15 protein-coding genes and 1 pseudogene are annotated in these 20,661 nt (G+C 58.5%); 9 read left to right on the top strand and 7 right to left on the bottom strand.

Annotation, left to right across the window (positions count from 1 at the left end):
• Positions 1–55: 55 nt before the first annotated feature.
• Positions 56–2,317: pseudogene (locus WN73_RS22665) on the bottom strand (DNA/RNA non-specific endonuclease).
• Between the two features lie 102 nt (positions 2,318–2,419).
• Here WN73_RS22665 and WN73_RS22660 point away from each other — a divergent pair.
• The 4 genes from WN73_RS22660 to WN73_RS22645 all read left to right on the top strand — a co-directional run bounded on the left by WN73_RS22660 (position 2,420) and on the right by WN73_RS22645 (position 7,213).
• Positions 2,420–3,547: a trypsin-like serine peptidase gene (locus WN73_RS22660; protein WP_271554891.1), complete on the top strand. Its 1,128-nt coding sequence runs from the start codon at positions 2,420–2,422 to the stop codon at positions 3,545–3,547.
• On the top strand, positions 3,513–4,898 hold the full coding sequence (locus tag WN73_RS22655) for a hypothetical protein (protein WP_271554889.1): 1,386 nt from the start codon (positions 3,513–3,515) through the stop codon (positions 4,896–4,898). Before WN73_RS22660 ends, WN73_RS22655 begins: the two co-directional genes overlap by 35 nt.
• Complete coding sequence (locus WN73_RS22650; protein ID WP_271554887.1) at positions 4,891–6,363, top strand: LytR C-terminal domain-containing protein; 1,473 nt, start codon at positions 4,891–4,893, stop codon at positions 6,361–6,363. The genes WN73_RS22655 and WN73_RS22650 overlap by 8 nt, the downstream gene beginning before the upstream one ends.
• A 496-nt stretch (positions 6,364–6,859) precedes the next feature.
• Entirely contained in the window at positions 6,860–7,213 is a 354-nt protein-coding gene (locus tag WN73_RS22645) for a helix-turn-helix domain-containing protein (RefSeq protein ID WP_271554886.1), read from the top strand.
• 3 nt (positions 7,214–7,216) lie between these two features.
• Here WN73_RS22645 and WN73_RS44740 read toward each other — a convergent pair whose 3' ends face one another.
• Together WN73_RS44740 and WN73_RS22640 are read right to left on the bottom strand one after the other, a co-directional pair.
• Positions 7,217–7,960 carry a copper chaperone gene (locus tag WN73_RS44740; protein ID WP_442870123.1) on the bottom strand — a complete coding sequence of 248 codons (744 nt, stop codon included), beginning with the start codon at positions 7,958–7,960 and terminating at the stop codon, positions 7,217–7,219.
• Complete coding sequence (locus WN73_RS22640) at positions 7,960–9,384, bottom strand: tyrosinase family protein (protein ID WP_271554884.1); 1,425 nt, start codon at positions 9,382–9,384, stop codon at positions 7,960–7,962. Before WN73_RS22640 ends, WN73_RS44740 begins: the two co-directional genes overlap by 1 nt.
• A gap of 255 nt (positions 9,385–9,639) precedes the next feature.
• Here WN73_RS22640 and WN73_RS22635 point away from each other — a divergent pair, with 255 nt between their 5' ends.
• Genes WN73_RS22635 through WN73_RS22625 form a run of 3 tightly spaced genes read left to right on the top strand, consistent with a single transcriptional unit; the run spans position 9,640 to position 15,958 of the window.
• Positions 9,640–10,833: a trypsin-like peptidase domain-containing protein gene (locus WN73_RS22635; RefSeq protein ID WP_271554882.1), complete on the top strand. Its 1,194-nt coding sequence runs from the start codon at positions 9,640–9,642 to the stop codon at positions 10,831–10,833.
• On the top strand, positions 10,797–12,722 hold the full coding sequence (locus WN73_RS22630) for a trypsin-like serine peptidase (RefSeq protein WP_271554880.1): 1,926 nt from the start codon (positions 10,797–10,799) through the stop codon (positions 12,720–12,722). The genes WN73_RS22635 and WN73_RS22630 overlap by 37 nt, the downstream gene beginning before the upstream one ends.
• Entirely contained in the window at positions 12,719–15,958 is a 3,240-nt protein-coding gene (locus WN73_RS22625; protein ID WP_271554878.1) for an ATP-binding protein, read from the top strand. The genes WN73_RS22630 and WN73_RS22625 overlap by 4 nt, the downstream gene beginning before the upstream one ends.
• Here WN73_RS22625 and WN73_RS22620 read toward each other — a convergent pair.
• Complete coding sequence (locus WN73_RS22620) at positions 15,943–16,113, bottom strand: hypothetical protein (RefSeq protein WP_271554876.1); 171 nt, start codon at positions 16,111–16,113, stop codon at positions 15,943–15,945. The two genes, WN73_RS22625 and WN73_RS22620, sit on opposite strands and share 16 nt — an antisense overlap.
• Positions 16,114–16,315: 202 nt before the next feature.
• On the opposite strand from WN73_RS22620, the gene WN73_RS22615 reads away from it, so the two are divergent.
• On the top strand, positions 16,316–17,905 hold the full coding sequence (locus WN73_RS22615; protein WP_271554875.1) for a hypothetical protein: 1,590 nt from the start codon (positions 16,316–16,318) through the stop codon (positions 17,903–17,905).
• A gap of 247 nt (positions 17,906–18,152) precedes the next feature.
• On the opposite strand, the gene WN73_RS22610 is transcribed toward WN73_RS22615, so the two are convergent.
• A complete protein-coding gene (locus tag WN73_RS22610) occupies positions 18,153–18,386 on the bottom strand; it encodes a helix-turn-helix domain-containing protein (RefSeq protein ID WP_271554873.1) in 234 nt (77 codons plus the stop codon).
• A 605-nt stretch (positions 18,387–18,991) separates the two neighbouring features.
• Here WN73_RS22610 and WN73_RS22605 point away from each other — a divergent pair.
• Positions 18,992–19,294 carry a hypothetical protein gene (locus WN73_RS22605; RefSeq protein WP_271554871.1) on the top strand — a complete coding sequence of 101 codons (303 nt, stop codon included), beginning with the start codon at positions 18,992–18,994 and terminating at the stop codon, positions 19,292–19,294.
• 638 nt (positions 19,295–19,932) lie between these two features.
• Here WN73_RS22605 and WN73_RS22600 read toward each other — a convergent pair.
• Together WN73_RS22600 and WN73_RS22595 are read right to left on the bottom strand one after the other, a co-directional pair.
• A complete protein-coding gene (locus tag WN73_RS22600; RefSeq protein ID WP_271554869.1) occupies positions 19,933–20,424 on the bottom strand; it encodes an HAD hydrolase-like protein in 492 nt (163 codons plus the stop codon).
• On the bottom strand, positions 20,417–20,659 hold the full coding sequence (locus WN73_RS22595) for a hypothetical protein (RefSeq protein ID WP_271554868.1): 243 nt from the start codon (positions 20,657–20,659) through the stop codon (positions 20,417–20,419). Before WN73_RS22595 ends, WN73_RS22600 begins: the two co-directional genes overlap by 8 nt.
• Positions 20,660–20,661: the final 2 nt, after the last annotated feature.

Genomic DNA, 20,661 nt, shown 5'->3' with positions numbered 1-20,661 from the left:
ATTACAGCTCCCGAAATAGTCAGAATAGTCACCAACAGAGTGTTCATAGACGAGCCTAGGAGCGTTTCGATTTTCGTTTTCTTTTTGCGCCGCTGCGGAGCGCCACGTTCCCTCCGCGGGTTGTCGAATACTGATCATTGTCTACGATGATCGATGGAAATCTGACGCCGGTCATCTCCGAGATGTCGGAGATTGGATACATGAACGGGACTAGTTCGTCAGCCGGGGTGAATTCCCACTCGACATCTGACAGGTCCTGTTCAAGGACAAAACCAAACGCGGCGCAACCTTCGTCCGTACGTGCAACGACGATCTTCCAGAATTTTTCCGGAATTCGTGCCTTCAGCACCGTTCCCCCATCTCCTGCACCCGTGAAGATCCGATCGTTGTCGGTCAGGATCGGCCCGGCGAACACCGAAAGCCGCTCGCTGGCCGCTTCCGACAGAACGTTGTTCTCCAGGTCGCCCCAATTGGCGTCTCCGAGGTTTGATCTATTGAACTCCTTCACCTGCGGTGAGCAGTTGGTGACGTGGTAAGTGTCGCCGTTTGCACGGCGGAGCTCATCGTACGTCCTGCCTCATGCGGCATCCTCGCGCCGAACGATATGTCCCTTATCGAACGCCTGGCGGTCTTTGTTGTAGAAGACATCTGGAAGCTGAAACCGAGCGTCGATACGAGGATCCGGAAACCATTTTTCCTGATCGCTCGGACCGAGTCCGCTCAGGCCGCGCCTTGAATAGTCCTTACCGGCCTCCGGTTTCTTCAGCTCGGGAGAAGCGACGACGTTCGAGGCTGTAAATAGTGCAATTCGGCGTTTCTCGTGCATAGCAATCGAGAAGTGCTCATATTTGAGAATGGTCTCTCCGGTCTTCGTCTTGGCAAGCACAGCAGGGTCGGCGGCGCGGGGTAACGGAATCTGCAGAGAGGTTTCGCCGGGGCTATTCTCGTTGAGGAAGCTGGCGGAATATCCACCTCGCCCATCGTAGCTCGTGTCTCTGAACGGCTCCCGCATCGCTTCGGTGAAGTCAGCGGTCATCTCCTCCCGTGAGGCTGCTGCTTCGACTCGCATACCCTCGGCTGCTCGGCCGAGCGATACCGTGATGACCAAAGGCACCTCAATTCGGACGGCACCGTCCGTCAAGACCGATTGCGAAATTCCTCCTGCGGCCATTGGCGAATGGGGCCTCTGAACGGATGTCTTCGGGCTGTTCTTAATTGGTTCTGCCGTTGCTTCAGCCTGATCAGCTCGCGTCCACCAATTAGCCCAGTCGCCGGCTCCTCCACGAGCGCCGTCTCCAAAGAACTTCACGCCGGCATCCACGATACGGCTGTCTCTTGAGAGCTCAAACGAAGGAACAGCATAGTTCTTCTGGTGGTATTGGCCGCCGAAGTGAAGTCCCAACACCTGGCCGGTGGTGAGATCAAATACTGCACTTCCCGAATTTCCGCCCAGTGTAGAACAATCATGAGCCGCGGCAGGGACCGTCTTTCCGAAACTTGCAGCGCTCACCTTCCCATGCAGAGCACCAGGCTGCAGCCGCTTGACACCGTAATTTCCATCGAAGAGCTTCTGTTGCTCGTCTGCAGGATTTCGTGGATCGAAGGCCGGATATCCGATAACGAAGATTTCGTGCCCTTCAGGCAAATCCCGTGCATCCTGAAGCGAAAGCGCGAGCGTAGGATGATCGTCGTCCAACCCGTCAACCTTCAGGATCGCCATATCCCAATAAGGATGGATCATGACGGTCTTCTTGACCGCTAGCGTTTTAGGGTTCGGCGGACCATTCAGTTCTCGGAGAAAATCCACGTCAGCTTTCGCGTCAGGCAGAAATTCAATGAGCCGATTGCCCAAGCCGCGCGAGAATATCTCCGCAACGTGTCGGTTGGTCATCAGAAGGCCTTTTCCGACGACGAATCCAGTGCCCGCGTAAGGGTATCTCCTGTTGCCGGGCAGTCCAATACGGCCAACAGACGGTATGACCTTTTCGATCCGGCTCTTGAGTACCTGATCCTGTGACAGTTTGGTCCACAAAGGATGCGCCGAAGTAAAAGTCCCATTGATGATGTCTATCGCAGGTCGAATATCAGCATCGATTATTGCCTCAAGACCAAAGGCTTGCTCCGAGGATAGCTCGGCACCACGATCGACCTGGCGAACAGCTTCCTCTGCGTGGACCGTTGGATCGACCGCCTCCAGGCCCGATGCGCCTTCCCGGCGCTTTTCAGCCGCCTCCTCGACGTGTGGCTGGAGATCGCCATGGGCTCGCTTAAGCAGGGCAACGTAGTCTCTCAACCTGTCCTGTTCGATTCCAGCCATAGGATTTCCCCCAACTTCCCAATTCAGACTTGCATAATACTCAATTCAGGGTTGAATACAAATGTTGTTGTGTTAGGCATGCGGCCAAAGGAAGCGGGCTGGATGGCAAACCTGTCGGGTGCGGATATCAGATCTCTGGCCAGAATGCTGGCCGATGCGTTCACTGCGGACGAAATTGCAAGTCTTGTCTACGAGTCGACGGGGGATCGGCTGTATGACGAGTTCGTACCGGACAATCTGCCGCTTCGCCCCATGCTCGAGAAGCTGCTGGACGCATTGCAGAAGAAGGGGGTGTTGCGGCTTTTCCTTGCCGCCGCCCATCGTGACACGGAGAAGAATCGGCCAGACGTCGCCACGGAAATTGTTCGCGTTTGTCCCGAAGCGGCCGGCGAAACGGCTAAGAGCGATGCCGCCATCGAGGTTCAGGAGGCTGGAAAGACACAGGTCGATGGCCCGGCGCGAGCAGCGGCACCAGGTTTCGAGCGCAACGTGCGGCCGAATCTTCCGCAGCTCGACGTGCATGTCTGGCTCTCCAGGCTCGAGATCATCGAGCGGCAGGTCTGCCGCGTCGAAATATCCGGAAACGCCGCCGGTACTGGCTTTCTCGTCGGGCCCGACGTGGTGTTGACGAACTGGCACGTTGTCGAGGCCGCAAAGAACGCCGGACGAATGGGAGACGTTATCTGTCGCTTTGATTACCTCAAACTCGTGAACGGAACGCGACAGCCGGGCATCGCCGTCGCTCTGGCACAAGAAGGCTGCGTTTCGTACCGCACTTACTCTGCAGCGGAGAAGACGAAGACGCCGGACGTACCTGAGCCAAGCTCCAACGAGCTCGACTATGCCCTCCTCAGGCTAGAACGGGCGGTCGGCAGTGGAGACAATGTTGGACCTCGTGGCTGGATCAAGCTGCCCGTAGCGGAGATGCCGATGAAGAAAGGCGATCCCCTCATCATCGTGCAGCATCCGGATGGCGCGCCCATGAAGCTTGCGCTGGATACCGAAGCGATCATCGCGGTCAATGAAAGCCGGACCAGAGTCAGGTATGCCACGAACACGGAGGCTGGATCATCCGGGTCGCCCTGCTTCACGCTTGATTGGGAACTCATTGCTCTGCATCACTTCGGCGATCCCACCTGGGTGCAGCCATTGTACAATCAAGGTGTGCCGGCCCAACTTGTCCGGATGAAGATCGTTGAAGATGGTCTGGCCGCGCTTATCGGCGAATGAACGGAATTCGGATTTGGCGGGCGAGAAGATACCTCCTGGATTGGTCGACGGTGTGGCAAGGGGCATCGGCGACGTGTTCGATTTCCCGCAACTCGACGCCATCATCTATAGGTGCACTGGTGAGCACCGCATCAACGGCTGGACGAATGACCGGCTTCCACGTTGGACCATCGCACGCAACTGTATAGATGGTGCAGAGAAGCAAGGGCTGATCGTCCTGTTTCTCGCATACGTTCTGAGCGCGCTGCCGCCGTCCGGAACTTTGTACCTGCTCATCATACAAGCGATGCCCCAGGCGAAGGACGCTTTGCCTGAGGTCAAATCCCAGGTGGAAGAGGTCCGTGCGGGTCTGGAGCGAACCCGGTCCTTGCTGAATGACCCGGCTGCGCGTGCGACGATTGAGCAATCGAGGCAAACCTTGACCAACCTCGGGACGGGAATCTCCCTTCTGGACGGATACAAGGGATTGCACGATTGCCTACACAGCCTGCAGGTCAAGCAGATATCGCTCCTGATCGCATCGTCGACGAAGATCGCCTCTGACAGTCTTCAGCATAATGCGTTGCGCGAATACAAGGACCAAGTCCGAACTCAGGTGCAATGCGCCAGGGACGTTATCGACAAGCTTCCCGACGATGCCGCCTTGAGGTCGGTCGAGACGAAATGGATAGATGAGCTCGATACGGCATCACGGTTTCTGCAGAAATCGTTGGATGACCGCAATCCGAATGCCGCGCGTATAGGTATCATCAGGATGTCGCGAGTTCTCCAATTTCAACCGCCCCGGCTGAACGATCTGATTGTGGCGGCCGCTACAGAGCTTCCTCTGCAAAAGCTGTCAGTGGCGCTCGGTAACCTCGCAGCTGCGGTGACGCAAGGAGCTTCCGATCTGACCAATGCTGAGGCGGCGCTCAGTCGACTTGATCAGGCGGTACGCGGTCGTGTCGCGGAGCACGATCTATGGCAAGAAATCGATAAGCAGATTTGGGTCATCGAGCAGCTGTTCTCCGATACGGTCGATACTACAGACGCGTTCATGGTCGCCTGGCCCGACCTGAAGACGCCACTCAGAACCATGGCGGACCTCAGTCCAGCGGCGGATTGGTCACGCAATGTCAAAGAATACTCTGACCGCATTGACGTTGAATTGCTCAGGCTACAGTCACCCAATGCAGTGGTGCCCATCGGGACGACGCGGACTGCAGGCCTGTTTGATTTGTTCGCCAGCCTGCGTAGCGAGTCGCGTCTGCGGTTCTTCGTTGTCGATCAGCAACTCAGGCGCGATTGCGAATCGCTTGTCGCCATTGGTGCGCCCGTCAAGGGCATATTGGAGATGCTAGACCATGGCTGATGGCTCCAACAATCGGTTCAATTCACTCGAAGATCTGCAACGAGCGCATGTCGAATTGATGAGGACCCTGAGGCCCACGTTGGGATCGGGGGATACATCAAGTGCAAAGCCAACGATCGAGGAGTTTGTGGAGCGCGCCAGGAACAGTGGCGCCTGCCTTCAGGACGCCGCGGAGCGGCAGGCCGCTCAAAACATACTGGACTATTGGAGCGCAGAAACGGTCAGCGTTGAAGATATCGGAAAGGACTGGACGCCTGATAGGCTAGTGCCGTTCGATCCCGCTGCGGGCGGAACGTCCGAGCCCTCGACCGAGCGCGTGGCAGCCCGACTGAACGCTCGGAAGAAGATTCAATTGGCAGCCGCAGCGCGCCTGTGGAAAGACTCAGGCCAGGCGACCGGCTACCTCTTGAACGGAAGCGCGCTCGCTGAAGCGGAGAAGTTCGCAAAGGGAGACCGCGACCTCAGCGATCTCGTCTTTGCCAGCAGAAGTAAGGTCGCCGCCCAGCGGCGCAACATGTGGATCTTGGTCGTATGCGTGGTTCTCGTCGCCATCATCGCATGGCTCCTCAATGACCGAGCTGCCGAACAACGCAAGCTTGCGCAGCTCGATGCGCAAAGAACGGCTGTGCTCGCCGAGCGCGCTGCCGAACGGAGCGCCGCCCAGGTGGATCTGCAAGAGACCAAGATCAAAGCGCTCACCCAGGAACTCAAAAGCGCCAAACTCTCAGCTCCTGCAGAAATAACCGAGACCGTGTCCGAAGCCGTGGTCATGGACCAGACAAAGGCGCGGATCGCCAAAAAACCGGGGCTGCAAAATCTGCGCGGATACATCTGGCTCGGATCAGATGCCGCCCCCAATCTGCTCGACACGAACGGCGCGCCGGTTGAGCCCTCGGCTGCGGTCCCCGGAAACTCCTACAGCGTAAGCAAAAATCTCGTGCTGCGGGCAGCGCCTCCAAGCGCAGACTACCTCCAGAGTGAAAGTGCAGGCGTCGTTCCCGAGCAATCCACCATCAAGCTTGTGGGTGCGCCCGTCCCGTACAAGCGACCGGCTCCCGCTTCCCTCAAGTCCACCGCGCCTGCGGCCGGAGCCCCGCAGACTGTCCTGCAATACTGGGCAGCGGTCGAAGTGCAAGTGTCGGATCAACCGATCGTCTACATCGAATATGCGTCTGCGAACCCAGCGCTAGCCCAAACCATGTCACAGAAGCTCAAAGGACAGGGGTTTCGAGTTGCAGGGGTAGAGGCTTCCGATCTAGCAAAGGGAATAAGCGAAATTCACTACTACTTTGCAGATGACAAGCCCGCGACCGAGAGGCTGTCAGCTGCTCTCGGCACCGCATTGAAGGAGCTGCAATGGGGCGGCGTTCAGGTGCCCAAGGTGGTCGACGTGACCTCGCAAAAGGGGGCCCGTAATTTCCCAGGTGTGCTCGAACTGTGGATTGATCTGTCGGCGGCAAAATGATCCGGAGTTCAAGATGAAAGATGGGCCTTGCCGAGCAAGACCAGCGATAAGGGCCGGGCGGGTTGGCGCCGAGACTTTCTGTGGGTTGTCAGGTGCGAACAAATTTCCTCTATACAAGCCTCTATCCTGGCGCTATCGGCGACCGTTCCATGACTGTCCCGTTGCAGATAGTCGAACATGCGCAGCGCGGCACGAATGTCATCGACGCCAGCTGCGACCTCCGATGCCCCACGTAGCGGTCTGCCCAGGATTTTCGCAATGCGAGCGCCTAGGTCCGGGTTGTGCCGATAGCAGACGCCTATCGCCTCCAAGAGGAATGCCTCCGTTCCAGTGCCCTTCGAACGTTCATTCATTCTGCGTGTATCTCTGCATCGGCTGTTGCGGTGACGAGATGGTGGCCTAAGCGATCCGCAAGAGTAAGCTGGGGAAAGGCCGAGGTTTTGCCTGCCCTGTGCCTACCGGCATGGCTTCGAACAAACAAAGGAGAGTGACGGCGATGAAGCCGCATCCAGTCGACATTGTGGTTGGCCGCAGAGTCCGCAAACGAAGGACCGAGCTTTCCGTATCGCAGATAAAACTCGCTGCACAACTCGGCATCACGTTTCAGCAGCTCCAAAAGTATGAGACAGGCCAGAACAGGGTCAGCTGCAGCAGATTGGCCGAAATCGCAAAGTCTCTCGAGACGCCGATCTCGTACTTCTTCGTTGACCCCTCTCGCCCCGCCCGCGGCAGCGACAATGAGAGTGATCGCCTCGTGGCCGCGTTCCTGAAAATTGCCGATCGGAAAACAAGGCGCGAGGCAATCGAACTGATCGAAAGCCTTACGCCGCCACATGGCCGCAAGCGATAGGACCTAGAGCATTTCGTTCATCCACATTAAGAGGAGGACGAAGGCTGACAGTCCAAATTTTGCCGTGTGATCCGCCCGTTCCGCGAGGAGAATTGCGAATACGGCAAGCATTGCCGTAGGTCCTAATCTGGTCACGGATAAGGGCGCCATTGTCAGAAAACAGGATGATACACAGTATCGAGCGTGCAGCACGCCATTGCGGAAGGCGTCGCGATCGGCAGTCCGTCCAAGCGAGCGTGCCGGAGCGACATGGTGACATCTGTTGAGGGCACGCCTTTTCAAATCCGAGAGCTGCCACATTGCCGCGGTGAAATACAGTGCCGACAAGCCCATACGATCGCCCGATCGCGGCCATCCAATGATATCGGCGACTATAGTGAGGCACAGACCCGCGCACATCCACAAGGATACGAAGCCTAAGAGAAACAGTACTACCGAGCGCCCCCGGCGAGCTGTCCGACTTCTGGCTGCAAGGATCTTTATCTGTGGGGCCGCAAGCGGCACCATCATTGCGCTGATCATCAACAGCCAAAGCAACTGGGGGACCAGATAGCGCGACACGATATCTTGGCCGGACGACCTGGCCGTGCAGATGTCGGTAGGTCCCCCGAAGAAGGGGAGGGCGAGGATAATCGCCCAAGCCAGCGCCGACGGCAGTATCACAAAGCGCGCGACCTCGAACGCGGAGAACCTGTCTCGCACCGACGCGGGCGGAGGGGTAACGCCAAAGAGGCGGCCGTCGCTCATCAGTCGTAAAACAGCGAAATCTTGCCGACCGTGACCGTCGGAGCATTGCGCTTGATGCCGGCGTAGTCGGCTAGTTCAGCGGGAGCCTCGGCGTCGGCCGGCTTTAAGCCCTCGCGCTCAAACGTGACCTTGAGACGAGAAACACTGGATTGTGATAGCTTGAGCTGGTTGGCCAACTCGGTGATCTCAAACACCTGGGTCAATCCGCTGCCACCGTGACTTAGAGACCGGTCGCTCGCCCGTTCAAGGCCGAAAGTCGTCATCACGCCAATGAACGACGGCGAGTGATTGTCATCCGGAACGTCAACATAGACGAGATAGTCGCCGGGAATTCCCGCGCCTGTAATGTTCTCAAGATTTAGATAAACATGGCGCGGCTCCGCGGTGACTGCTTCCAAGCTTGATGGCGGCACCAAGACGACGTCTGCATTCGTGCTGGGTCCGGTCAAAACGACCGGCCCTTCGCTCTCCCCGCCGAATTCCGGCTTCAATCCACCAGCCACCGCCATCTCCACCGACTCGAGCTCTGGTTCCTGCGCGACAGCTACGCCCTCGTAAGTATAGCCGTGCATCACGTTCGTGGTGTCGAGCATGTCGACGCAACGGAAAGTGATAGGCTCACCGTCCCCGTCATGCATCTTAAAAACGACGGAGGTTAGCCATTGCGCGTCGGATGGGTCGCGGAACTGGGGCCCCTGATTCCGCCAGACCTCCCACAACCGGTCAATGTTGGCGTGGTGCAGCCAGAAGATCGGATCGAGAGCCGCCGTCGAGGGATCCGACATGAAGCCCGTATCTCCGCCTACCTTGACGTGGATACGATTGTGCGGAACGTTCTCTACGCCGCCATTGTCGCCGCCGCCGGGATTGAAGCCCGTGACCGGCCCCCCGAAGCCGGATGGAACTCCCGGCCTGGAGTTGGTGAAGTTGGTGAAGCGGAGGGCCGCCGTGGATATGGCCGTCTCGTCGAGTTCAAAGTCTCCACCCACAGCCTGCGCGCGTCGTGACCAGAGTGGATTGGGACTGCCATCCGCCAGCGTCCGCTCGACAAAGGCTCTCGGCAGCAGTCTCGCATTGCGGTTGATGGACAGGCTCTCACTATAATCCCAGAAGGGAAGCGCCCAATCAGCTGGGCCGCCCAGATCCTTGACAGTTTTGGCGATGGCCGCCTCAAAACTCGCCAGATATCCACGGTGCCATGGGAGGAAGAACCAGCTCTGGTGCTGGCATTGATCCCAATAGCCGCGCGCGGAAGCCGGTGTGGGCATACCCTGGGGTGTGCCGTGAACGGCGGCAAGATATCGCCACGAGGTCGGATCCTCGATGGGACGCTTGATCAAGGCTGCCACGGCCTTGGCATACCACCCTAATGTCTCGTCGCGGGGATCGAGCTTCCAAACGTTTTTGCGGATCCTCGGGGCCATTGTTGCACCTCGTATCTTCGAGCGAGAGAACCATTTCCTCGCGCTCGGCCCGACGAAGCGAAACTAGGAGAATCCCTAGGCACAGCCGAATTCGCACAGAGCGCCCTGCTACCGGTTTGGGCGCCGTTTTGGCGAACACTGGGGAAAACCCTAGTACTCCCAATGATTAGACTGGGTGATTGTCGCCTAAAGACCGGGCAACGTGGCAGACTGCTCTGCTGAGGCCCGCCAGTTTGCGTGGTGTTCATCCGTGCCATGACTTCCCAGCTCGACCAATTGTCTGCGATCCGCGACGTGCTGTCCGGCAGCCTTCCAGCCGGCCACGAAAGCGCCGCTCCGGCGGCAAGCCACCCCGTCCCAGTTGCACCCGACTCTATACTGCACCGCGTATCGACCTCATTGGATCTGGAAGCCAAAAGGCGCGGCGCGGCTGCTGGAGGCGAGTTCGACAAAGCCAGATCACTCCTGATCGGGCACGGCGCTGATGCGCTACGTAAGCTCGCGGCCGGCGACGGGCCGGAGAATTTCTCAGATGATGAGATCGGCTCTCTCGAAGCCGTCGTGCAGTTCGATGGCTCAAGACCTGCGTTCGTGCTCCGTAACGGCGTGGTCGATCCAAACCATCCCTTTCTGGGCAGATGGACAAACGATATCCGCGGCGACGTGCAGTCAATCCGCCAGTTTGCAAGCTCGGTGGGGCGCCTCGAACCCAGTGGCGGGGGCCCGCTCGATTTCTTTGGGACAGGTTACGTCATCGATTGCAAGGCGATGATCGTGATGACTGCAGGCCACGTATTCGACCAGATCTTGAAGCGCGTTGGCCGCAAGGGATCGAACTCGGCTGACGTCTTCGAGTTCGGTGATGAAGTCCGTATCGACTTTGACGGTGAGGCGGACGCTCCTGCAAGACACCTCTTGAAGGTCGAGGCCGGCGTTCGCGTCGGCACGTCAGCAGACGCAGCTCTGCTCGCCGTTCGTCCGTTGAAGGAAGCGGAGGATGCTGATCACGCCGAGGCCGAGGTGCCAGCACAAATCGGCACTCGCTTGGTTGTGCCTCCGGGAGGAAAGCCGATCCCGGGCTCGCTCTGTGTGATCGGGTTCCCTGCAAGGTTCTCGCCACCGCGCTCTGTGCCAGATGGGCATTCGGTTGATTGGGAATGGGTGAGACATCACCTGACTGGGGGAGCTCAGGGAGTAAAGCGTCTGGCGCCCGGTCTTCCCAAGCGGCAGCCTGAGTTACATTCCGACGCCACCACTTTCGGTCATGACGCGACGACAGCCGGCGGAAATTCTGGATCTCCGGTGATCGCCTGGAAGGACGAGGATCAGCCGGCAATCGGGGTACATGTGTCTGGGACGACTTTCGTCACCAACCAGGCCGAATTCCTCGCCTCGATCGGAACGGACCTCGATTGCGCTATGCAGACGCTCAGGAAATGGCGCAAGTGACTCTATCGGCCGACGATATCGCCTCAGTAGCCCAGTTGATTCACGACCATGGCGGCATGGCACCTGAGGTCTTCGGGCGCTCGTTCGACACGCTTGGGCGCGAAAGCAGGAGCCGTGTCTTCGCTACAGTTTATGCCTTGAGTGACAGGGACTTTCTGTCCGCCATCAAGGAATGCATCCGCATTGCGGTCGAGAATGGTTTTTTTGAGAAACTGCTGGCCGAGATCAGCTTCAATCTTCCAAATCAAGACGATCTCAGAACCGTTGTTCCGACAGAGGTTATCCTGAAGGTCGAGAAGGGGTTGCATCAGACTGTCTTTCCTGACAGCGGCGGCCTGCAAAGCGTCGAAATCGCCAACGTTGTGGGCAAGGTTCAACCAATGATCGGAGTCATCCGCGACGATAGGCGTGACCCGGAATACATTGGTACGTGCTTTCTGGTCGGGGCAGACCTGATCATGACCGCCGCCCACGTGATCTGGGGCATGATCGATTTCGAGAAGAACCCAGCAGAGGAGATCACAGGCGCAGCCGACGGGGTTCAGGTGGAATTCTGGAACCTTGGCGGGCGAGTTGCCCCCAAACAGCCCCGGGTCACGAAATTCGCACGCAAATGGCTTGTTGCAGCGAGCGAACCGTGCGGCAAACCGCCTCGCGATCTCGACGCCACAAACCTGGAGCTTGCGGCCAAAAATCACGATTTCGCGCTCGTGCGCATCGACGAGAAGATCGGGGATAAGATCGGAATCCTCGACATCGATGAGCCTGCTGATGCTCAAATGAATACGACGTTGGTGGTTGTCGGTCATGCGGGTGGCACATTGTGCCGGTTTCATAGCGGGACACTGCACGAACACCGCAGACGGACGGGCAGGTTGCACCATACCGTGAACACTGCCGATGGAATGTCTGGCGGGGCGTGCCTCGATAAGCTGGCTCGCGTGGTAGGCATCCATGAAGGAACGGTCCGATCGAGCGGATCTACCTACAATCGGTCCGTGCACATGTTGCCCATCAGGCGCAAGATCAGACAGTTGAGCGATGATCCCTTGTCGCCGCGGTCGCGGCGGCTGCGCTGGTTAGCTGCGTCGCAGGCCAGCGAGTCATGGAAGAGTCTTGGTTTCCCCGATGTCAGATCGGATCATCCAATCCTTGGCAGAACCGAGTTTCAGAACTGGGTCCGCCGCGCGGCAATCGAGGGCAGCACCGAGCGGCTGGCGCTCGTTTCCGCTCCCGAGGGCTGCGGCAAGACTTTTACCGGAGCCTTGATGCGCGCCAAGCTCTCCGATGCTCCCGACATCTTCGTATCAATCGCACCTGAGGTCGCGAGGTTGACGAGCATTCCCAATCTTTTCGAGCGACTCGCGGTCGCAGCCGGCATTTCCGAGGACGATCCCTTTCGCACGGCGACCCGTCCCGATATTGGTTTGTTGCGCCATGATCTCATCCCGAAAGGGCTGGAGACGCTGGATCGCCTGCTCACGACCAGCGAGGGTGCAAAAAGCCGCCTCTGGTTGTTCGTCGACTTCGGCAAGGACGAAGGTTGGCTGACAGGGCGCGAGGAGGACTGGATGGCCTTCATGAACGAAGCGTTGCAGCGAGACTGGATGAGGATGGTGGTCGCCGGAATCTCAGAAGGACGCCAAGCCGAGTTTCATGCGATCTTTTCAAAGGCTGGTCCGTTCACCGAGACCGTTCCCGAACTCGCCTGGCCAGACGTGCAGGATTTCATTGAGGCCAACCAGGTGCGCACGGAAGACAAAGCGGCAGATATAGCCGCCGGGAAGGAAGTCTGGGAGGCCGTCGTCGCGGGGACTGCCGGCCGCACACGCTTCACCAAGACCCTGAGTTTTCTGCAGGCAATGAACCTTGCAGGCAGATCGTCATGAATCCGACCGGTTTCCAGCGCGCCCTCACAGACGGTTCGTTCGCCAGCCTGATGGAGAACGCCTTCGGCCAGGGCCAAATAAGGACCGCCTCATCACTAACAACTAACGCTGACCGCTTGAGGTTCGCGTTGGCGCTGCGCGGGAGAACCGATCCCGCGGTCTTGCTCGCGCAATTGGACATCGACCGAACGCATTGGGGCGATGTTCTCGATCTCGTCGCCGACGAATGCGACGCCGGCGCCGGAGACGAGCAGGGCCTCTGGCTACTTTCAGACGTCTCCAGGCGCGTTCAGCTCGCGATGCATAGCGCGGAGATCATCTATTCTGCTCTGCAGGCGATTTCCGCCCCCGACCAGATCACCGAGGCTCTCATCCGCGTTTTCGGCACCCCTTTTGCCCTCGATTCCCTTGCGTCCGATGAGCTGCGCGCACTGATTGCGATCGAACCTGCTGTGGCGGGCTTGAGCACGAGCATACCGCCGACAGCTGAGATAAGGCGTCACTTGGCGCTTAGGACGCGCATAGAGGAATTCCATCGTTTTATAGGCGAGGGGGTCATCGGACGCGACGCGGAGCTCGAGAACCTGCTCCGGTTCATTAGATCCGATCACCGCAAATATAAGGCGTCCACCGCCTTGCTGTGGGGAACAGGCGGTATTGGAAAATCAACACTGATTGCGGCGCTCCTGGCGCATGTCATGCGCGAGCGCGACTCGCGGATTGTCCCGGTACACCTGGATTTTGATCGCGGTGATTTGTCTGTGGTCGATACGTTGACGCTGACGATGGAGCTCCTGCGTCAAGTCGGGACCATGGATCAGGAAATGGACGCGGATCTCAAATCCAGGCGGGATGACTTGCGCAGCCTACTTCACCGGCGTCTGACTGATCCAGCCTACAGCTCGCGCGAAAGGAGTACACAGGATGGAATGTTGCTTTTAGCCAAGTCTCTGACGCGGCTGAAGGTAGAGCGTCGTGTTCTCCTGATCGTCCTGGACACATTCGAAAATGTTGAGACGGCTGGCGACGCTACGCTCCGCGGATTGAGGCGATGGATTGATAGATTGATCAATGTCGCCGGCGCGTACGCGGTGCGCCTTGTTGTAGCCGGTCGAAGCGATCCAGCCTCGCACAATCTCGACAAGATTCTCGCTTGGCGCAGGCCAATGGTGATGCATCTCGACGAGCTCTCTGAAGCCGATGCCTGCCGCATGCTCACTTCGGCCGATATTCCGCCGCACGTTGCGGCCTCACTGCACAAGGCGCTCGGCGGAAATCCCCTGGTGCTCTCACTCATTCGCAAGCTCGTCAAGATGGGTGATGGTGTCGGCGAAGTGCAGGCGATCGCGGAAGATGTCAGATCGAACGCTATACCTCAGGAGCTTCTGCAGGGAGTGCTCTATGATCGCTTCCTGAAGCATCTGAAATCGGAGGATGCTCGATCATATGCCCATCCCGGTTTGGTTTTGCCGCAACTCACTCCTATCCTGATACGCCGCGTTCTGGGGCCGCTGAAAGGCGAGGCTCGCATGTCGGAGAAGAGGGCAAGGAAGATCTTCGATGAGCTTGCCTCAGCATCCTGGCTCGTTCACCTGGAAAAAGGCGCCCTGGTGCAAAGACCGGATGTCAGACGCCTGATGCTGAAACTGATGTCAGCCGATCGCCAGCGCGGCGCCGAGGTCAAGCGCGTGCGGCTGGCAGCGATACTCCATCATGCGAAATCGCGGATGATCTCCGACCGTGCTGCGCTCGCCTATCATTTGCTTATGCGGGTCGATACAAAGGAAGATCTAGCTCTTTTGGACGGGTATAATTTTTCCGGCACCGGTCCCTTCTTGCGACGGCATCTTGAGGACTATCCGGACATCGCACGTACGTTCGTCGGAGTGCTCGATTTCGAGGGCGGAACTAGCCGCGGCAGGAAGGCCGTGATCCGCAATTCGATCTCGGCCGAGCAGGCCCTGAAAGAATTGCCAGACGATCTTTGGGAAAGTTTCATCGCCGGCGATCTTCGCCGCCCCGGCGAAGGAGATCGGCTGGCGGAGAGCGGCGATCCGGCTGTGGCGCTCAATCTCTGGCGCAGGCGGCGGTTCGGTCATCCTGGGCGGCCTCCCACATTCGTGCTGCGGGCGCTCGCAGAAAGCGCGGAATGGAACGCCGGCGAGGCCGACATCCAGGCGATCGCCCACGAGCTGAACCTCGCCGTACCTCAAGACGGGGCAATTCGCTCCTCCGAATTGGAGCGGCGACTCTATTGGGTAACGGGTCTCGCATTGATGTCCTACCCTGACGGCTTCATCGGCGCCAAACCCGCCTTCGGGACGCTGATAAAACTGCTACGCAGGGTCCATGCGACGAACTCCAGATCCGGCGCGTTAGATGATTTGGTCTCCCTGACCGCGATCGTGGAGGGCCTGTGCGAAAGCGAGATCCTGCCGAAGCCCGTTTTCGCCACGTCCTCCCCCTTCACGTCGATAACGAGGCTCCATCTCCAGCGAGGACGTTGGGGGTCGCGGCTCCTGGAATGGACACTCGATCTCGGATCGGTTGTTACGCTTCAGCGCAATTTTGCCGAGAGGATCGGGGCGTCCAATCAGGACATCATACGCGTCGGGTCCCAAACTGTATTTCGCTCTCAGTCTCACGCCCCTACCACGAATGCTCTCAGATCCGTTCAGGAGCAGATCGACCGGCTCGATGGACGCGGAAGTGATGAATTCCTCAAGTTATCGTTCGGAAGTACGAAGGCGACAGTGCGAGTGGGGCAGCACGCCTCTTCTGATCCAACTCTCGAGGCGCTTCTGTTGCGGGGACAAACGCCAGAACTGCACCGGCCCGCGCGCGAGGCGCTAGTGGAGGCACTCGGTGCCGGGCCGGCAGGGGTACGCGATCAGGACTATATGGCCCGGGTCAGGAAATTCATGGTCAGCATCCAGCCATTGTTCTCGGTCAAACCAAGGGAACTGGCACCTAACTGGTTCGCCTCGCGGGCTGCCGACGATCCGAAGAGCGCGTTTCTTTTCCTCGTCGAATTCGCAGATAAGGCTCGAGTTTTAATGGGGATTCTAGATGCCGCACTGCCGCTCGCAGTCGAGCCGCTGAAGATCATGCATGTAAGGTCCACGCTCGCGTCCTGGGACACAGCGCTCGCCGGAGAAGGCGAATGCTACTGGTGGACCTCCCGTCCGACAGGCCAACCCAGGTCAGGGAAGCAGAGACCTCAGTCGTCGAGATGAATCGACTTCCTCGCGGAATCGTCCTCCCAGCGTTGGATACGCTCCACCTGTTGGGTGGCTCTTTCGCTGAGCTTCGGCGGCTTGACCGGCGTGCTTTCAAATGCGGAGGTATTGGAATCGCGCGCTTGGGCCGATTTAATACTCTTGAAATTCATGATTCGCTCCGAATGCGCGACTTTAACCGCTCGATTCGCAAAGTGACAGCCCGTCCGCGGCGGATTGCAGGGAAATAAACGCGCTGTGGCGCCGGTGCAAGCCGTACGCTGGCGAGCATTTTCCGCACATTACAGTGAAGGAACCCTCTTAACAATTCGTTAACTTCTTGTTTTTGCTTCTATTTTGGGGATTTGACTGGGGATGGCCGAAAAACGCCGCAAACGATGGACGAAGAAAACAACGCCGACCGAAAGGATCGAGGGCGAATTTTCATTCTATTTTGACGTGGTACAGCGATACTGGGCCGGGGGGGCAAGTGAGCAGCGGGCGGCGCCGCTTAACCGCATTTGCACGCTGGCACGGAAAATGGGGGTTTCTGCGGTCCTGATAGAGGACGCGCTTGAGCGCGAGGATGTCCGCCGCGAGATCGAGGGGCTGAGGAAGAAGCTTTCGAGCGGCGGCGTCGTAACCGCCACCGCGATATCTTTCCTGCGCGTCTTGCCTTTGCCCGATCAGACAGAGGGACAACCCGACCACATGATAGGTCAGGTCGTCGTCCTCACTTACCCATTGCCGTCAGGGCCGAAAAGTTATGTGTTCGATGCCATCATGCGCGTGCCAGCGCGTTGGGAGCACGGGCACGAAACCTCCCTGGTCAACCGTTGCGTTCCCAAAGCGCAGACGTTCTATCGGACGACCGCTGGATGTCACTATGCAGTCGCCGGCGCCTACTACTGCCAAGAGAATGGGGTGAGCAGAGGCAGCGTCCAGGCGGCCTTGAGGATCGCGATCCGGTCAATCGAAGGCACCAGCTCAGTCGACGACGATAAGCTGTCGAAGGCTGCGCACCCCAAAGGCATCGCTGATGTCATCGTCAAGACGCTGAAGAACCGCGGTTATGGATACAATCTCTACGAGATCGACGGCACCGCGAGCGCTGACGACGTCTGGACGGCCATCTGCTCGTTCATCGAATCCGGTAATCCTCCGTTGCTCGTTGTTTCGGGCAAGGGAAACCAGGACCGGATAATCCCGATTCTCGGCTACACGCTGAATACGGACGAATGGCATCCAGGCGGTTCGATCTCGCGTCCGAAGAGGCAATCCGGATGGTTCTCGAGCAGCCAGTGGATCGACCATGTCATCGTTCACGATACCGAGCTCGGACCTTACTTCTGCATGTCACGCGCTTGGCTTGCAGAAGAGCTTGGTCGCGCCGCGACGACAGGCATGAAGCCACGGCTCGTCGTCGCTCCCATCTGGACGCCTCAGGTGAAGGTTTCTCCTGTGTACGCCGAGCAGCTGGCTGGACAGTATCTCGGCGTTTGGCTGAGGCGCGTCGCGGAGGTCAATCCCGGTACAGGACGCTGGTGGGATTATCTCTGCAACAACGGGAGCTACGTCGTTCTCAGAACGACCTTCATTTCTTCGCAAGACTACCAAATCCACCTCCAGAAGCTCGATGACAAGATCCAGTCTACAGGCGAGCCCGTTCCGACCTGGATTTCTCCCGGTGAGAAAGAGCCGCATTCCTTCAGAAGCTTTATGAACAGTCTGCCTCCAAACTTCTGGATATGCGAAATATCCTTGCCTCAACTGTATGGCGGCAACCGAAAGAAACTGGGTGAGATATTGATCGATTCGAGAAGGCGAGATGTTGCAGGGGGAATTTTAGCCATTCGCCTGCCGTCGCGAGCTGTCTGGCGGAATGGTGCGGGATACCTGCTCGCGCCTACGGGAATGGATTCTCATGGCGAACTCCTGGAAGCGAGCTCGCTGACCGTTTCATGACGGGATTGGTTGCCACAGCTTACCGAAACGTTGCAGCGCGGTTGGCCCGAGTGCCCAAGTCTGCGCGTGTACCCGAATTGGGTCCAGCTCAGACGGCATTTCCGATCCTCGAGCTTGCGCAGCAGCAGATGCTTGGCTGCTCCTGGATCAGGACGCGCACGAGTGGAGCGCGTGGTGCAGATTGAGCGTTCGAAAGGGGCTCCCAATGGGAGTTGAAACTCTTGCAACCCTCGTTGAGCTGCCTCGCCTAGAGCCGGATGAGGCCGCTCTTGATGCCGGTGATCACCGCTGAAATACGGTTGCCAGCGCCAAGTTTCCGCATTGTGTTCGCGAGGTGAAACTCCACCGTCTTTTCAGAAATGGCTAGGATTTCACCAATCTCCCAGTTGGTCTTTCCCTCCTTGCACCAGTGAAGACATTGCGTCTCCTTGGAGGTCAGACCATACGGGCGGGTCTCGTGAAATTCGTCGGCGATCGACATGCCCATACTCCCCAAAATCCTTGTTGGGGTAGCCCGCTTCTGATACCCCAGAAATGGCCGTACAACCGGCAAGTATTGTTAGGCGAAAATGCGCCCTGCGGATGATTTAACCCAATTTGGCTCTGCTTTCAACTGAATGCTGCCAGTTGTGCGCCCGCTCGCACAGGGTGGTTGTCGCCCGCGCGGGAGCCTACTCCACGAGCCACGCAGTATTTCACCAAGTTTGCGTGCACTACGCCTGAAAGATGAGCGAATTTATCTCGAGCGACGAATTGCCAACTTAGATCATGCGCTGGATGCAGACTTCCGGGAGATTCGTCCTCTATTTCCTCGAAGTCGAAACCGTCGACTTCTGCAAACGGCGGACACCACCGCCATCTCGTCGAAAAGATGCTTCTGTTGGCGAAAAAGGCGGGAATGTTGCATCGCATGTGAACGATAGTTGATCGCCGATCAAATGAGGTAAGGCAGCGGCTACGGCTCCACTGTCATCGTCACCGAGCGGTGATGGGCCGTGCTCGTATCGCGTCATTGTCGCAAAGCTAGCCTATTTCGATCGCGCCCTGGATCAGACGCGCACCCTGCTCGGACTGGGAGCGTGACGGGTGCACTTCGAAGAGTCCCGGCATCTGGGGCAATGGGACCAAACCCTGACTTTGCTATGGTTCGACGATGAGGAGCTCGCGCCCCAAGCTCCTGAATACAAGCGGTGGGATGAGGAGAACTATGGGCTGCGCGAACTCGACGAAGTGTTGGCCCAAAGGGCGTGTTTGAGCTGCATCTACGAGGCCGAGCAGGAGGAGTTCACGAGAGAGCATCACATTGCGGAGCATCTCGGCGCTCCTGTCGAGGAGGTTATCCGGAGGGACGGTCTATCTCATCTCGGCCGAAGACCCTTTGCCGGCTGAGTGCCGCGGCGACGGAAAGGCGACTGACAAGACGAACGTGTTCGATGCCGACTGTCTCCTGAAAGATCTCGAGAAGGAACTACTGTAGCCGGCCGCTCGTGGTTCGATGGCGTCGACATCGAGGCTGAATGTTTCGCCGTCGTGAGTCGAATGCCCGGTCAGCCGAGAGCGGCCGTCAAGATCATTCAACTATCACGTCGAGCCGCGGTGCTCATAGAATTGCTCGGAAGATTGCGAATCTGGCGGGCCCTCACACACCGCTGACCGACGACTTGAAGGCCCACTGTCTCGCGCGCGTCGGGATCGAATTCCCGGAGCCGACCGACCTTTCTCTGCAATCATTGAGCATCGTCGTGGAGCGCATTTCAGTTTCGGTGGCTGGTATTCCTGATCCAGAGCCGTCCTGGCTTCGGCTCGCCGGTCGATTGCTTCTTTCGCGTAGCGTGGGGACTAGGCCTCCGGGCCGGGGCGGACCGGCCTGGCTCCAGCGACCACGACGGTGTTCAAGGTCGCGCCTTAGCCCTCATCCCGCTCTGTCCGCCATCGAGCGGGGTCACGAGCCAGAGGGCGGAAACGTGGCAACGGACACGCATCGTTGCGGCCGCCTAGCTGGTAAGCTAACCCTAAAGAGCCGCGGCCTAGATTTCTGGTACTATCGCATCGAAGCGGTCGATCCGGGTCGTTTCGCTCGAATCGAGTTCTGAAGTCCAGTACGGAGCAAACCCGCCGGGAAAATAGAACGTCGAGAAGCCTGCGGCGACCGCCGCCACGATGTCACGATCGATCTGGTCGCCCACCATGAAGCATCGTCCCGCACGGGCCTTCTGCTTGAGATTAGCGTAAGCCTCTTGCGTCTTCCGTACCGAAACGATGTCGTCGATCAAACCGTCAAGCCGATGTTCGGTCACGAACTTTCGGCATCGCTCGGCTCGTTCCTCGGTCACGATAGTGACGGGAATCCGCACCCGCGTCAGGGAAAGGAGACCTTCGCGAACGCCTTGCCGCAGAGGCGGAAGCTGACGTATGGCGTCGAAAAATCGCGACTGAGCGGATTCGAACGCGTTCGTGGGTGCGAGGTTTGGTGCGGCGACTCGTGCGACCGCATCGTCGACCCTCTCTCCCTCAAGCACCAGTGCCAGTCCCTGCGCAAGCAATGCGGGCGGATACCTCCAGGTGATCCGGGTGCTCCGTCGCAATTCTTTGATCGATGGTGCGCAGGAAAGCCAAGCCCCGGTCTTCGTCGTCCGGCGCACGGCGACCGGTGAGTTTTTCGACTTCGCGCAGCATCTCCAATTGAGCGGCTGCGAACACGGTATCCGTGTCCCAGAGCGTATTGTCGGCGTCCGTGAAGAGATGGGCCTTCAACG

Source organism: Bradyrhizobium sp. CCBAU 45394 (assembly GCF_028128655.1).
GTDB lineage: Bacteria > Pseudomonadota > Alphaproteobacteria > Rhizobiales > Xanthobacteraceae > Bradyrhizobium > Bradyrhizobium diazoefficiens.
Note: the sequence above shows the minus strand (reverse complement) of the source record. Positions and strands in the feature narration are given on the sequence as shown.

What these genes read in the sequence shown, in the direction of transcription:
- WN73_RS22615 (WP_271554875.1), top strand. Translation starts at nt 16,316, where the DNA reads ATGGCCGAAAAACGCCGCAAACGATGGACGAAGAAAACAACGCCGACC.
- WN73_RS22610 (WP_271554873.1), bottom strand. Translation starts at nt 18,386, where the DNA reads ATGTCGATCGCCGACGAATTTCACGAGACCCGCCCGTATGGTCTGACC.
- WN73_RS22625 (WP_271554878.1), top strand. Translation starts at nt 12,719, where the DNA reads ATGAATCCGACCGGTTTCCAGCGCGCCCTCACAGACGGTTCGTTCGCC.
- WN73_RS44740 (WP_442870123.1), bottom strand. Translation starts at nt 7,960, where the DNA reads ATGAGCGACGGCCGCCTCTTTGGCGTTACCCCTCCGCCCGCGTCGGTG.
- WN73_RS22650 (WP_271554887.1), top strand. Translation starts at nt 4,891, where the DNA reads ATGGCTGATGGCTCCAACAATCGGTTCAATTCACTCGAAGATCTGCAA.
- WN73_RS22620 (WP_271554876.1), bottom strand. Translation starts at nt 16,113, where the DNA reads ATGAATTTCAAGAGTATTAAATCGGCCCAAGCGCGCGATTCCAATACC.
- WN73_RS22640 (WP_271554884.1), bottom strand. Translation starts at nt 9,384, where the DNA reads ATGGCCCCGAGGATCCGCAAAAACGTTTGGAAGCTCGATCCCCGCGAC.
- WN73_RS22635 (WP_271554882.1), top strand. Translation starts at nt 9,640, where the DNA reads ATGACTTCCCAGCTCGACCAATTGTCTGCGATCCGCGACGTGCTGTCC.
- WN73_RS22660 (WP_271554891.1), top strand. Translation starts at nt 2,420, where the DNA reads ATGGCAAACCTGTCGGGTGCGGATATCAGATCTCTGGCCAGAATGCTG.
- WN73_RS22645 (WP_271554886.1), top strand. Translation starts at nt 6,860, where the DNA reads ATGAAGCCGCATCCAGTCGACATTGTGGTTGGCCGCAGAGTCCGCAAA.